The 13,355-nt window shown below is 53.1% G+C and carries 11 protein-coding genes and 1 tRNA gene; 6 read left to right on the forward strand and 6 right to left on the reverse strand.

What is annotated here, in order from left to right; all coding sequences use genetic code 11:
- The first annotated feature begins 16 nt into the window (after positions 1 to 16).
- The gene (locus JQC75_RS08685) at positions 17 to 562 is read left to right on the forward strand and encodes a DUF2058 domain-containing protein (protein WP_203326987.1); all 546 of its coding nucleotides are present in this window, start codon (positions 17 to 19) and stop codon (positions 560 to 562) included.
- Between the two features lie 133 nt (positions 563 to 695).
- Complete coding sequence (locus JQC75_RS08690; protein ID WP_203326988.1) at positions 696 to 2,432, forward strand: acyl-CoA dehydrogenase; 1,737 nt, start codon at positions 696 to 698, stop codon at positions 2,430 to 2,432.
- 196 nt (positions 2,433 to 2,628) lie between these two features.
- Here JQC75_RS08690 and dacB read toward each other — a convergent pair whose 3' ends face one another.
- Both dacB and JQC75_RS08700 read right to left on the reverse strand, forming a co-directional pair.
- Positions 2,629 to 4,257, reverse strand: coding sequence for a D-alanyl-D-alanine carboxypeptidase/D-alanyl-D-alanine endopeptidase (gene dacB / locus JQC75_RS08695; RefSeq protein ID WP_203326989.1), 1,629 nt, complete (start codon positions 4,255 to 4,257; stop codon positions 2,629 to 2,631).
- A gap of 288 nt (positions 4,258 to 4,545) precedes the next feature.
- Positions 4,546 to 4,731 (reverse strand): hypothetical protein, encoded by a 186-nt coding sequence (locus JQC75_RS08700; protein ID WP_203326990.1) that lies wholly within the window; start codon positions 4,729 to 4,731, stop codon positions 4,546 to 4,548.
- 206 nt (positions 4,732 to 4,937) lie between these two features.
- On the opposite strand from JQC75_RS08700, the gene JQC75_RS08705 reads away from it, so the two are divergent.
- From JQC75_RS08705 to JQC75_RS08715, 3 genes are all read left to right on the forward strand, one after another.
- Positions 4,938 to 5,264 (forward strand): DUF1904 domain-containing protein, encoded by a 327-nt coding sequence (locus JQC75_RS08705; protein WP_203326991.1) that lies wholly within the window; start codon positions 4,938 to 4,940, stop codon positions 5,262 to 5,264.
- Between the two features lie 11 nt (positions 5,265 to 5,275).
- Positions 5,276 to 6,589, forward strand: a complete 1,314-nt coding sequence (pssA, locus tag JQC75_RS08710; protein ID WP_203326992.1) for a CDP-diacylglycerol--serine O-phosphatidyltransferase — start codon at positions 5,276 to 5,278, stop codon at positions 6,587 to 6,589.
- 180 nt (positions 6,590 to 6,769) lie between these two features.
- On the forward strand, positions 6,770 to 7,528 hold the full coding sequence (locus JQC75_RS08715; RefSeq protein WP_203326993.1) for a tRNA-uridine aminocarboxypropyltransferase: 759 nt from the start codon (positions 6,770 to 6,772) through the stop codon (positions 7,526 to 7,528).
- A 30-nt stretch (positions 7,529 to 7,558) separates the two neighbouring features.
- Here the strand turns inward: JQC75_RS08715 and JQC75_RS08720 are convergent.
- Positions 7,559 to 7,635: transfer RNA gene (locus JQC75_RS08720), tRNA-Pro, on the reverse strand.
- A gap of 133 nt (positions 7,636 to 7,768) precedes the next feature.
- Positions 7,769 to 9,829 (reverse strand): PhoX family protein, encoded by a 2,061-nt coding sequence (locus JQC75_RS08725; protein WP_203326994.1) that lies wholly within the window; start codon positions 9,827 to 9,829, stop codon positions 7,769 to 7,771.
- A gap of 158 nt (positions 9,830 to 9,987) precedes the next feature.
- On the opposite strand from JQC75_RS08725, the gene JQC75_RS08730 reads away from it, so the two are divergent.
- Positions 9,988 to 10,317: a hypothetical protein gene (locus JQC75_RS08730; RefSeq protein ID WP_203326995.1), complete on the forward strand. Its 330-nt coding sequence runs from the start codon at positions 9,988 to 9,990 to the stop codon at positions 10,315 to 10,317.
- 71 nt (positions 10,318 to 10,388) lie between these two features.
- Here the strand turns inward: JQC75_RS08730 and JQC75_RS08735 are convergent, their stop codons facing one another.
- Both JQC75_RS08735 and JQC75_RS08740 read right to left on the reverse strand, forming a co-directional pair.
- The gene (locus JQC75_RS08735) at positions 10,389 to 11,441 is read right to left on the reverse strand and encodes a DUF3080 family protein (protein WP_203326996.1); all 1,053 of its coding nucleotides are present in this window, start codon (positions 11,439 to 11,441) and stop codon (positions 10,389 to 10,391) included.
- A gap of 306 nt (positions 11,442 to 11,747) precedes the next feature.
- Entirely contained in the window at positions 11,748 to 13,343 is a 1,596-nt protein-coding gene (locus JQC75_RS08740) for a S41 family peptidase (RefSeq protein ID WP_203326997.1), read from the reverse strand.
- Between the last annotated feature and the right edge of the window lie 12 nt (positions 13,344 to 13,355).

The raw sequence follows: 13,355 nt of genomic DNA on the forward strand, positions 1-13,355 counted from the left end.
ATAGTGAGAGACAATCATGGCTAACGCATTACAAGAGCAGCTGCTTAAGGCAGGGCTTACCAGCAAACAAAAGATTAAAGACGTTAAAACCAAAAAACGCCGTGATCGTAAAAGCAATGTGGATGATGGCTCAGCAGCCCTCAAACAGAGCATCGCGGAACAAAAAGCATTACAGGCGGCACAGGACAAGGCACTCAACGAGCAGCGCTTCCAGGACGCCCTGGCCAAAGGTCAGGTGAGAAGCCTCATCACAGAACTCAAACGCCTGGCAATCAGTTTGCCTGAATATGCCGATGTAAAATTCAACTACACCATAGGCAGCAAAATCTACAGCGTATATATCAACGAAAAGATCCAAAGTCAGTTGCTCGGCGGCCATCTTGGCATTGTCCGTCACGAAGACAGCAGTTATTTGGTACCGCATAAACTCGCGGAGCGGGTTAACCTCCTGGTGCCCGAATGGTGTGGCTACCTGTGGCAGGCGAGCGATAACCAGCCACAGGAGCTGGAAGAGGACGACCCATACGCCGACTATGTGATCCCTGACGATCTCATGTGGTAATCGCTTTAACAAAACGAGCCCCGGTTAACAGACCGGGGCTTTTTTATGGCTATGCTTGTGGAATGGATTGAGTTTCCCGCCTTTATTCGATAGATTAAAACAATCGTTTAAATTCACCGTTTGAGAATAGCCAATGAATCCCTACCAAGCGCCACTGGGCGAGATGCGTTTTTTGCTGGAACATGTGTTTAATGCTGAAGCGACCTGGCAAGGTCTTGCGTCCCTCGAAGGCATGGTTGATATGGACACAGCGCTGGCGATTCTTGAGGAAGCCGCCAAGCTGAACCGCGACCTGGTGCATCCCATCAACCGTCCGGGTGATGAAGAAGGTGTAGGCTTCAGCGAGGGTAAGGTCACCACGCCCAAGGGCTACAAAGACGCCTATGATGCCTTTGTTGAAGGGGGCTGGATTGGACTGTGCGGCGATCCTGAATACGGCGGTATGGGCATGCCAAAGATGCTCGGTGTGCTGGTTGATGAGATGGGTTACAGCGCCTGTAATGCTTTTAATCTCTATGGCTCATTAACCGCCGGAGCGGCGCTTGCCATCAACGCCCATGGTGCAGAAGCCCTCAAGGCAAAATATTTGCCCAAGCTATACAGTGGCGAGTGGGCCGGTGCCATGGACATGACTGAGCCTCAGGCCGGTTCCGACCTTCGCCATATCCGCACCCGTGCAGAGCCGCAGGAAGACGGGAGTTACCTCGTCAGTGGCAGCAAGATCTTCATTACCGGTGGCGATCAGGATCTGACCGAAAACGTTATCCATTTGGTGCTGGCAAAAATCAGTGGCTCCAACAGCCTGTCGCTGTTTTTAGTGCCAAAAATCGCTGTCGATGACAATGGCAACCTGGCTGAGCCCAATGGCGTTTCTGTTGGCAGCATTGAGCATAAAATGGGGCTTAAAGGCTCAGCCACCTGCGTAATGAATTTCGACGGCGCTCGCGGTTGGCTAATTGGGCGTGAAAACAAGGGCCTCGCCTGCATGTTCACCATGATGAACTATGAGCGTCTTGCCATAGGTATTCAGGGCCTTGGCAGCGCTCAGGCCGCCGTTCAAATGGCCTCTGAATATGCAAAAGAGCGCCTGCAGGGCAATGCCGCCGGCAGCAGCAACGCTGCAGATCCCATTCTGGTACACGGGGATGTGCGAAGGATGCTGTTGACCATTAAGACCCTGACGGATGCTGGCCGTGCGTTAGCCGTTCATACCGGAAAGCAGTTGGATTTGGCCAAATTTGCCGAGGATGAGATACAGGTTGCCAAGGCCTCACGCTATGTTGGTCTGCTCACTCCGGTGGCCAAGGCCTTCTTAACTGACCGTGGTCTTGATATCACCATCATGGCGCAACAGGTATTCGGTGGTCACGGCTATATCCGAGAAACCGGAATAGAGCAGTTGGTACGCGACACCCGTATTGCCCAGATCTATGAGGGCACCAACGGCATTCAGGCTATCGACTTTTTGGGCCGCAAGGTAACCGGTGATAATCTTGCTACCCTCAAAGAGTTTGTTGCCGAGCACATAGAGGTGCTGAGCGACGCCTGTGACAAGGCCAACGCACTGAAAGCAGGCTTTGCAGCCTTCACAGAGGTTGCCGCTTGGATAAATGACAATAAGTTAACTCGCCCGGCATTAATCAATGCAGTTGCGGTGGACATGTTGGATGCCTTTGGCTATTTGCTTTACGGCTATTACCATTTGCTGATGCGTAACACGGCCATCGCTGCGGGCAGTGAACTGGCCCCGGCAAAAGAGGCATACTGCGATTTCTACTTTGCCAAGCTGTTGCCGAAGGCAGAGGCGTTATTGAGTGCCGCCAAAGCCGGAGACGAGCTTTTGATGTCGCTGCCTGAAGCCTATTTTTGATCCGGGCTGATGGAAGGTGAGTGCTCCGGCACTTGCCATCAAGCACAATCGACGTTAAGGCACTGATTACAAAGTTTAAGCACTGTTTAAAGGGGGCCTGTTTCGCCCCCGTCTTATTTTTTACACCTGCGGTTTTTCGCGTATGAGGTTGCCAAGCCGTGCAGCTAAACAGCCCCGGTCAAATCGAAAACCCCGGTCATTTCTGTGCCGCCATTTGCTGCTGCTCTTGCTGTAACAGAGATTTAAGCAAGGTAGCAGCAAAGCCCTGACTGCGCTTGCCGCTTGGGTTTTCTGGCTCGACCAATCCATTCTCAAGCACCACAAAGGCATACTCCCTATCGTCAGTGCGTAAGAACCCGGCAAGGTTTGACACGCCCTGCATGCTGCCGGTTTTGGCCAGAACCCGTTCTTTTAAAGAACCCGAACTGAAGCCGCGTTTATAGAGCAGGGTGCCGTCTTTTCCGGAAACGGGAAGCCCATATTTCAGTGGGGCATAATCTTCCGTGTGGTGAATTAACAGCAGGGTCTGCATTAATTGGCGCGCATTCAGCAGGTTATAGCGGGATAGACCCGAGCCATCGACCAACTTGGCACTGGATAAATCCACCCCGAGCCGCTCTAAATTGGCGGCCATTTCTTTACTGCCCTGATAGAAGTCTGACTCATCCTGTCCCTGAGTCTTGCTTAGCTGCTTAAGGAACGCATCGGCGATGAGGTTATCCGACTCTTTGAGCATTTCACTTAACAATGAATCCATGGGGGCTGACTGATGGTCGGCAACCAGATGGGCGCCGCCCGGCAACCTATGCAAGCGCTCTGGTTTGGGTGCGGTTAAACCGGCTTTTTTCAACAGGCCGGCCACCTTGTCCTGTAACCACACATCCGTGTGCGTCACTGCAATAGAAAGGGGCAATGCCTGTTTGCCGCTGTAACAGCCATGGAGCAAATAACGGTTTGGGCCGACAACAGCCAAATGGGGGCTGCATTCCTTGAAACTGGCACCGGGACGATAGCTCAGCTGATTATCGACTGTGATTGCTGCATCCTTTGCCAACCATACGTAGGTGGCATCACCTTTATCTGTCGGCCGCAGCGATGCCTTGACGCAATTTTTATCGAGGCTAAACTCGGCCACAGGTGAGGCATAACAGACCCCTAGATCGTCCCAGACCCATCCGGGAGCCTTATCGCTTTTGTCCACTGCCGAGACAAGATACACCTTGTTGATGGTACGTATACCCTGTTGCTTGAGGCTGGCAAACAGGGTGCTGAGTTCAGAACTGGAGAGCAGGGGATCGCCGCTGAAGCCAATGTATAGACGATCCAGCACTGGAGGCTTCATGCCCTGAACAAAGAGCTGAGTATGAAATCGGAAGTCCGGCCCCAGGGTGTGCCGCGCCGCCAGTGCCAGCAGCAGTTTTTGCACGCTTGCCGGTAGCATGGCGCGTTCGCTGTTATCGCTGATTACCACCTGGTGGGTTTTAAGGTCTACGGCAAGTACCGCAACATTGGTGAGCTTGGGTTTGATTGCAAGATACCAGTCCGGGGTGATGTCTTTTACAGGTGAAAGCACGCTTGTAGGCAGCACAGGGCTTGCTGTCGGCTCAGATGATGCTTGTGTCCCTGTGGCGTCGACAAGGGGATACGCCTGCTCTGGGCCTTGCTCCGGTGGCTTGCTCCCAACAGACGGTGACGCAGTGACTGTGCTTTCCATTTCCCTGGCACCTGCCGGTGATATCGCCCCAATGATCACTGAGACAGATATCGCTAACAGCGATTGGACGGCGACCTTCATATGCTTTGCACCAAATAAGCGTGCCTTCATGCTGCATCCTTTTCGGCGTTTCATCATCAAAACGCATTGGCTCTTCTATCCGTAGTCTGGCTCTGTTGCTGAGCGGCTTCTTGGGCGACGGCTTTATCCCGTGCAGCTCAGGTACCGACAACATGCCATGCGTGCACATCAACGCGCGTAATCTGCGGTTGAATGGCTCAATTTCTTGCCTTGCGGTGACCGTGTCTTAAGTTCTGGGAACACTGCATTAGCCTTTCAGCGCCAGATGGCAAACAGATTTGATTGCCCGGGTAACTTACGGCTCGTTAATGCAGTCACCTATCTGGGATCCCGGGGATCGTCTTTTTCCATTAAACGATAAAATCGCAGGGTAACAAAGAGCACCAGGGCAATAAACAGTGGCAAGACCAAAATGCCGAGGGCGAATTTGTAGTGAAACAGGACGAAGGCGCCAACCAGAGCGAGGAGGACTGTGAGCAATATTTGCAGGTTAGGGCGATTCATGGTTATTCCACCGGCAGCAAGGATGCCTTCACTATAACAAAAGCCGCTTGCTGGCGTAACAGAAGTGGGGCCCAAGCACGGGGTCTGTCACCTATTGGACAAAAGTTGGTCGGAATTTCCGTTACGCGCCGCTATGATGGCAAAAATGCTTGCCCCAAAGGACGCTTATCGGTAATTTCTAGCCCTTGATTGACAAAGGACCCCCTATGCCTCATCTCAGAGTTCGCGGCCTTGAGTCTGACGCGGTGGCCCGGTTGAGCCGTGATTTGCCGGCAAGATTGGCCGCAATAACCGCTACAGATGTCTCCAGTTACACCCTGGAGTGGATCCCCAGCCAATTTTTCCAACAGGGAGAGGCATGCCAACCACTGGTAATTGTGGAGGTTTTGTGGTTTCAACGGAATGAGTCAACACAGGATGAAATGGAAGCCTGTATTCGTGAACACCTGATGGCAGAAACCCATTTGAGTGTTGCCGTGATTTTTATTGGGTTGGACAAGCGGGGGTATTACCGTGATGGCCGGCACTTCTAAGGAGACAGATCTTGGTTGAAAAGCTGCAAGGCATTGCCCTTCAACCTGAGCAGCTCAAGTGGCTGCTTACCCCGCAGGACTTCAAATCTTGTCTGCTCGAGCGCATCGCATCGGCGAAACAGGCCATTTATATCGCAGCGCTCTATCTTGAAGACGACGAAGCGGGCAGGGAAGTCATGGACGCTTTGCTTGCTGCCAAAGCGGCTAACCCGGCGCTGGATGTCAAGGTGTTGGTGGATTTCCACCGTGCCCGTCGAGGTCTTATAGGCCATAAGGGTGACAGCGGCAATTACCTGATGTATCGCCGTGTGATGGAGAATCATCCCGGTGCATTCGGTATCTATGGCGTGCCGGTAAAAGCCAAGGAATTTATGGGTGTATTGCACCTCAAGGGCTTTATTATCGATGATGCAGTGATATACAGCGGCGCCAGCCTCAACAATGTTTATCTGCATCAAGCCGATAAGTATCGTTTCGACCGCTATCACCTGATTGAAAACCCTTCTCTTGCCCTTACCATGCGGACGATGATTGACAGCTATCTGCTTGCGGATCCGGCCGTCAGCCTACTGACTCAGGCCGCCGAAGAAGAAGTGTTGCCTCACAAGGTCGATGTACGCACCTTCAAGCAAAGGCTGTGTGAAGCCCAATATCAGTTTGAGGGCGTCACCCGCGGTAACAGGGTAACCCCCCTCGTTGGGCTTGGCAGTAAACACAATGCCCTGAACAAGGCGGTGATTTCGCTGGTCGAAAGTGCCCGCGCAGAACTCTTTATCTGCACGCCTTACTTCAATCCGCCACGGGTGTTGGTGCGCGCACTGGTTAAGCAGCTCAGAAACGGCGTTAAAATCGATATCGTGGTGGGTGATAAGACTGCCAACGACTTTTTTATTCCACCGGAAAAAGAGTTCAACACAATAGGGGCGCTGCCCTACCTGTATGAGCAGTCACTGCGCAAGTTCGCAAAACGCCAGCAGTGGGCCATAGACGCAGGGCTTTTGAACATTCATCTGTGGAAACACGACAATAACAGTTACCACCTGAAGGGGATAAGTGCCGATAACTGCCGTCATCTGATCACAGGTTCCAACCTGAATCCTCGGGCCTGGGCACTGGATTTGGAAAACGGCCTGCTGGTACAGGATGAAACCGGTGTGTGGCAGCAAAGTTTTGCCGAAGAGCAAGCCTTTATTATGAGGCACACTCAAAGGCTGTATCACTACAGCCAGGTCGATACTCTGCATCATTACCCCGTGCCGGTGAAAAAAATCATGAACCGGATCCGCAGGCTAAAAGCTGACATTTTGCTTCGCCGCATCCTGTAAGCTTATCGTTTCTCACATATAAGAGGCCGGCAACACAGTCGGCGTTTTTATGCCTGTCCCGAGGGGGAGTACTCAAATACCGGCGCAAATTGGTGCGAATTCACGTATTATGCTTCGCCCCGGCGACACGAGCCGGAAGATTGACTATTTACCCTTGCCAGTTTCGGAGTGCCATTCATCATGGTCCAGGATAAAAAGGAACATTCGGTACACAGGTTGTATCAGTACCGCAAGTCCATATCATCAAAACCATTCACCGCAAGAGGTAAGAATTTACTGAGATGTGAACTATGTTTGCTGGGCAAACAGTTTTGCACCTGTGAATATCGCTCACAGCTGTCTACCAAGGCAGCCTTTATGTTGCTGATGTACGACGATGAAGTACTCAAACCCACCAACAGCGGACGCTTGATAGCGGATTTGGTCCCGGATACCTGGGCTTTTTTATGGCGACGTACCGAGGTTGATGAGCAGATGCTTGCCCTGATAAAGCATCCCGATTTTATGCCCTTTGTGGTATTTCCCGGCGAGTATGCCGCGCCTGAGCAAGTCGTTCATCAAGCCATCAGCGAAGAGATGTTGGCCGGCAAACGCCCGCTGTTTATTATGCTGGATGGTTGCTGGCGAGAGGCGGTGAAGATGTTCCGAAAGAGCCCCTATCTGGCGGGCTTGCCGCTGCTGTCATTTGATGCCGGCGAATTGGCCAGATATGCCCTGCGTAAAGGGCAGAGGGATTTTCAGTTTGGCACTGCAGAAGTCGCCGCTATGGTGCTTGGGGCGATGGGCGAAAGCCATAATAGTGCGCAGCTTGCCACCTGGTTTGATTTATTTGTGGAGTCGACCCTGCTTGGACGTAACCGCAGGCCCGGCGCTTGCCTCGATGAACGCCATCGCCTGATTGCCCGGTTCAACGAAGGGCAGGCACCCATTTCTGGCTGATGGGGTTCTGTGTAAGCTTTGCAAGTGAGTTGGTCGGAGCGACAAGATTCGAACTTGCGACCCCTGCCTCCCGAAGGCAGTGCTCTACCGGACTGAGCTACGCTACGAAACCATATAAAAAACATACAGCTGTCTTATAGACTTCACAAGATGGCAAAACCCAAATAATAACACCGGCCCATGCCGGTGTTTTTTTATCTCTGACTCTCTATGCTGCCTGCAAAGAGCATCAATAGATGCTTACACACCTACTTCGGTGCCATCCAGCTTGGAAATCACCACTGTGGCCGCTCTGGGTCTGATGCTCATGCCGGCAGGTGTGACCTCAGTGGCATCATCGCTGTATGGCCAGTTGCCGGGGTGCTGGATATTGGCAAACAGGCTTTGATAATCAGGGCTGAAGGCAACACCGGTAACCTCACAGTCGTTCGGGCCAACAAAGAAGCGGCGTAGTTCCATTTGATTGTCGGCACGAAGCGGCTTTTGGTTACCGTCGGCGTCGAGCAATCTGGAGGGCACCACGGCCAGCATCTGGTCGTTGGTGTGCTCAGTCACCTCCTTGGCGCCGTTGTCGGTTTGTACCCACATGATGCCACGGGGGTCAAATGCCAAGCCGTCAGGGCTCGCGAACTGGTTTTCATCGGTCAGGCCACTGAGGTTGGTTTCGCTGTCGCCGTTGGCAGGTGAACCAAACACAAAGATATCCCAGCTGAACTCCGTGTCGGTGTCGCCTTCATTCCAGCGGATAATGTGACCAAAGCTGTTTTTAAGGCGTGGGTTAGCCGGATTGGCTTCGGTGCGTCGGGTGTTGTTGGTCAGTGTCAGGTACACACTGCCGGTGAAGGGGTCCACAGCGCACCACTCCGGGCGATCCATGGGGGTCGCGCCCACCAGATCTGCCGCGCCTGCGGTATTGACGATAATGTCTGCCAGGGAACCCAAATGCTCGCCCAGGGTTTTACCGTCTGTGGTCACGGTGTCAGGCACCAGCGCAAGCCATTCTCCCTGGCCTTCTTCATCGAAACGTGCCACATAAAGCGTGCCGTTGTTCATGTACTTGTCGCCGGTAGCGATGCGGTTGCTGCTGTTGGCATCGGCCTCAGACCAAAGTGCATCCGACACATACTTGTAGAGATACTCAAAGCGGGAATCATGGCCTGAGTAAAATACCACTGGCTTACCTTCTTCGAGTTTACCGAAGGTGCAGCCTTCGTGGCGGAAGCGGCCCAGGGCAGTGCGCTTAACGCCGCGCTGAGTGGGGCTGTATGGGTCGATTTCTACGATATAGCCATGTCCATTGGCCTCGTTGCGGTAGTCATAAAGGGCGCTGATGCCGCTGGGAGTAATGTCGAAGCGGCTAAATTCGTCAGCTCGCTCTTCGTCGTGGCCGGCAAAATGGTTCCATCCATAGCGGGTGTCTTTGGTCGCAACACCGATGCGGGCGTTGGCGGCAGACATTTCACCTTTGTTGACGAAATATTCTGGCCAGTTCTCTTCGCAGGTCAGGTAGGTGCCCCATGGCGTTGAACCGTTACCGCAGTTGTTCAGGGTGCCACGGGCCTGGCTGCCATCGGGCGAGAATGCGGTGATCAGGTGATCGCTGTAAGCCACGGGTCCCGTCATATCGAAGGTTGTAGCGCCGGTGAAACGGCGGTTATGGGGATCGTTTTTAATCACTTCCCACACGCCGTTGGTGCGTTTGATGCGCACTACGGTAACGCCATGGGCGTTGATTTCTTTGCGTACCTCATCAACGATGGTGCGAAGACCGGTGACAGGGTCCACAGTGGGGCCGGTGGGATGCAGGGCATCAGGCTCAATGTATTCATGGTTGACACACAGCAAACCATCATCGGCGGCGTCATTCAGCGGGAAGAAATGCATACCGTCGTGGTTTTGGCCCACGGCATTGGCCTGATCGTCAGAGGTGTTGCTGCCATCGTCTTTCCAGGGGGCGGCCTTGTCGTTAAGTGGTGTCCCCCAGGGCGCCAGTACCTGAGCGCGATAACCTTGCGGAATTGACACACCATCGGTCAGTGAACCGGGAATGGAGTTAAACCCCAGGGTGATTTCTGACTGGGTCGGTGGTGGTACGGGGGTAGGCGGGGTGACAGGCCCGGTAACGGGAGATGAATCACTGCCGCAGCCAGCCAGGCCCAAACCCGCAAAGGCGGTCATGGCGCCAAGGCCCAAGCCGCTTTTTACAAAGTTGCGGCGAGAAAGATGACGGTCCAACACCTCGGCAAATGGGGTATTGTTGCTCTGGTTAAAACAGTTAGGATTATGGGTAGCCTTGCTCATGTGCGCTCCGATAAGACATTGTAATGTTGGCGTAATTCGAAACGACAAGGTAGTAGTATTAAATGACGTTTGTGTGTACTAAGTATGACGATTGAGTGAAAGGACGGCTTTTCGCCGCAGTCTATACTCAGGTAATCACAATAGGTGGGGATGAACCTATGCAAGACTCGACTGCCATGTTGCTTATTCAACATCGCCTTGAACCTGGCTGTCTTGGACCAGATGGTGCCAGCCACGTAGAGGCCTTTTGTGGTCTGGCACAAAAGGCCATGCAGCAGCTGTCGCCCGGGATCTGCCGCTGGCAACTGGAACCCCGCTACGACAAGCGCCTTGCCGAAATGAGCTACTTTTTGGGGGCCAAGCAGCTTACCCGTGAGCAGGCCAGTAAGTATTTGATGCTTTTTGGCGAGGATATCGAGTCATTTGAAGAGCGATTTCATAACAAGCTCACGCAGCTCATTCATCAGTATCTGGCGCGTAAGCCCTGAGCCCACAGTGGCAAGCATCCACAGGTTGGCGTTTCGCATCTGGGTAGGTATCAGGCCTGAGTTTTTGCCCGTCAGCCTGGCCTTCTGCCCGCGGTGCCGGGCTTGATTTCCAGTCGGCAGCTTTGCTGAAGCCTTTGCCATATAAGGATATGCTCTCTCACGGCCGCTTTTATTTCTGCCGCAATGCCGGCGTCGCTGAAGTAATATTCCACCTGTGCTTGCCAGGCGCTGCCCTCAAACAGGGCCGACATCAAGGCGGACAGTTCAAACTGGCTCTCACTGTACACGCCCAGATAGGGTTGAATGTTGCCAATAAAGTATTTCGTCAGAATATTGAGGAGAATTTCCTGGCTTGCGTGGTTATGACCTGGTGTGCACCGCATCATGCTGTGACCATCAAGGCGTTGATTGAGTTTGTTAAGGGCTCTTAAATGAGCGTCCATGCCTGCCATGTAACGGGCTAAAAAGTCGTTGTTGCTGAGGGACTGGATAGCATGCTTAAAGGCTGTGACGTCAATACGTTCAACATCGTTTGTCTCTATGGCCTGGCGAAGTGCCAGCAAGGTGCGCAGTTGCTGCTGTGTATCAGAAAGGCCAGCATTACCGCTTTTGGGCGCAAGGCCCATACGCTTTACAAAGAGACCTTGCCTTATGTCATCATCGTTTTCCAAAAACCAGATAAAGCTATCAATAGCAGCGGCTTTTTTGCGTTCAAGCTCCTTACTCAGTGTTGAGCTCAGCTCTTCTTCACCTTGTAATGTGTCTAAACATGCCGGGGCGGCCTGAATAAATTCAAGCTGATATAAAAACCGGGTCGCGGGCTCTGCAACCTTGCCAAGGCTACTGTTGTGGTTTGCAATGAGGCTGCCGAGGCGGCAGTGTCCAAGTCGGCCAAGCTCCAGCAAACCAATTGAGCCGCCTTGCTGTAGATCGCGCTTTTGGGGCTGAGGAAATCGGGGGATAGGCGTGGCTGCCAACGTTGTTTCGCTTGATGAACCATCACCCAGCACTCTCACCAGGCGCTTTTCATAATCTTCCCACAGGGCGTCGGCGCCTGTGGGAGAGCACCCTTGCAGCCCAATGCAAAGGACGAGCCCAAGGATAAGGACGATGGGCAAGTACATTGTCGACAATCTTGCGACTTTTTGATGCAATCTCGTTAAACCGGCCACGTAAAACTGCCTCAATTGAAAAGGATTAGATAAAGAGCACTGACAGCTGTGTGCTGTTTAACTATACGCACCCGGCAACATATTGGGTCAAGCTTACGCGGGCGCGGCAGGCACAATTTCGCCAAGTACTTTTAACGACGCATATGGCGTGCCGGATAAAAGCGATATCAGGACCCCGGTAAGTGGCACTCACAATCACTTTGAAATAAAAAAGGCAGGTTTCCCTGCCTTCTGTCAGTGGGTATTTATGAAAACGCTTTACTGGCTATTGCCCTGAGGCAGTGTCAACACCCGGTTGTTACGGAACAGGGTTTGCTGGCGTTCATCCGACAGGGCATCGCCCTCGACAGACTCTTGTGTGCCCCTTGGCGGTGCAAACTGGGCCACAGCAGCAGAAGGACAGCTGCCATCGATGCGGTATTGGAGCGCCGCAGCCAACATGGCCTCAGCGGGATCGCCAAGTTGATGGGTGAAATCGTCAGCCAGGTTACAGCCATTTACCGGCTCACCACTCAGTACCGGCGCGTTTCTGGGCTCAAAGCCGTCAGCATAGTCACCAAAGCCTTTGTGATTTTCTCCGCGGAACTGGATAGAGAAATAGGTGGTGCCGCAGTTATCGGTTGGATAAAAACCGTAGGGTTTACCGCAGGTACGGTTACCTATCTGTACCACGTCCAGATCAATGCCGCGAAGTCCATTGATGATGGCTTCAGAGGCAGAGCAGGTAGCTGAAGTGGTTAAGACAAACACACGGCCCAGCCCCAGGTAAGGCAGCGCTTGACCCTGGGTATAGGAAAAGCCAACACCGGTATTGATAAAGGGCATGGGAACCAGCGCCTGGCCAGTTACCGGATTGGTACTGGTGTGTTTGTCATTGAAGGTGGTGTTTTCAAATATTTTGTTCGAGGTGCGTCCCGGACCGGCAATCATGTATCCAAGCTGGCTGGCAATGGCGAGCAATCCGCCGCCGTTGTAGCGTACGTCCAGTACCAAATCTGTTACGCCCTGTGCTTTGAGGGTGTCTATCGCACTCACGAGAGCGCCTTCGGCGGTGGCGATGTGACTGTTGAACTGCAAATAACCCACCTTGCCGGAGGGAGTGGTGAGGGTTTTGACATTCTGCACCGGTACCTGAGTAACGGTGTTGGCAGTGAGGGAGACGGTTCTCTCGGTGCCATTCACGTCACGAATTTTAAAGGTGGAGGCCTTACCTTTTTCCGTGGGGAAAAACGCGGCGTTCAGCGCATCCACATCATTGCTGTACACCACATCCACGCCATTGGCTTCCAAAAACTCAGCACCACGGAGGATCCCGGCGTTGGCAGCCTGACTCCCCGGCTCGGTATAGGCGGCAACAATCTGACGGGGAGGGGATGCCTTAAGCAGCTGGAACTCAACACCATACCCCAAAGACTCACCTGAATTGGACAGTGCTTCCCACTCTTCGGTCGACATGGAACCATGGAATCTGTCTTTATCGGCGCCGCTGGCTGTCTTTTGCGTGGTCTTCAGTTGGCTAAAGTAGTCTGCAACTGTTGCGTAGTTGTTTGGATTATTGTCGGGTACCTCGCTGTACCAAAGGTAGGTCTCATTGGTCCAGGAGCGCAGCCACATTTTTTCATGGAGTGCGGTGCCGGTTTTATCACTGGTGCCGCTGCGTGGATTGGCGCAGAAATTTTTATAAATCCCGGCGTTGGCAAAGGTACCCTGTACCCAGGTGATGTCTCCTGAACTACCACCGTTGTTTCCACCCGAACCTGTATCGCCGGAAGAAGCATCACCACCGCCCCCGGAGCAGGCGCCAAGGGTGAGCATCAGGGCTAGAGCCACACTGCTTTTGCGTAGGTACAGCATATCCAAAACTCC

Origin of the sequence: Shewanella litorisediminis (assembly GCF_016834455.1) — a bacterium.
GTDB classification, from domain to species: Bacteria; Pseudomonadota; Gammaproteobacteria; order Enterobacterales; family Shewanellaceae; genus Shewanella; species Shewanella litorisediminis.

Coding starts and splice junctions, on each gene's coding strand:
- JQC75_RS08685 (WP_203326987.1), top strand. CDS start 17: ATGGCTAACGCATTACAAGAGCAGCTGCTTAAGGCAGGGCTTACCAGC.
- JQC75_RS08690 (WP_203326988.1), top strand. CDS start 696: ATGAATCCCTACCAAGCGCCACTGGGCGAGATGCGTTTTTTGCTGGAA.
- dacB (WP_203326989.1), bottom strand. CDS start 4,257: ATGAAGGCACGCTTATTTGGTGCAAAGCATATGAAGGTCGCCGTCCAA.
- JQC75_RS08700 (WP_203326990.1), bottom strand. CDS start 4,731: ATGAATCGCCCTAACCTGCAAATATTGCTCACAGTCCTCCTCGCTCTG.
- JQC75_RS08705 (WP_203326991.1), top strand. CDS start 4,938: ATGCCTCATCTCAGAGTTCGCGGCCTTGAGTCTGACGCGGTGGCCCGG.
- JQC75_RS08715 (WP_203326993.1), top strand. CDS start 6,770: ATGGTCCAGGATAAAAAGGAACATTCGGTACACAGGTTGTATCAGTAC.
- JQC75_RS08725 (WP_203326994.1), bottom strand. CDS start 9,829: ATGAGCAAGGCTACCCATAATCCTAACTGTTTTAACCAGAGCAACAAT.
- JQC75_RS08730 (WP_203326995.1), top strand. CDS start 9,988: ATGCAAGACTCGACTGCCATGTTGCTTATTCAACATCGCCTTGAACCT.
- JQC75_RS08735 (WP_203326996.1), bottom strand. CDS start 11,441: ATGTACTTGCCCATCGTCCTTATCCTTGGGCTCGTCCTTTGCATTGGG.
- JQC75_RS08740 (WP_203326997.1), bottom strand. CDS start 13,343: ATGCTGTACCTACGCAAAAGCAGTGTGGCTCTAGCCCTGATGCTCACC.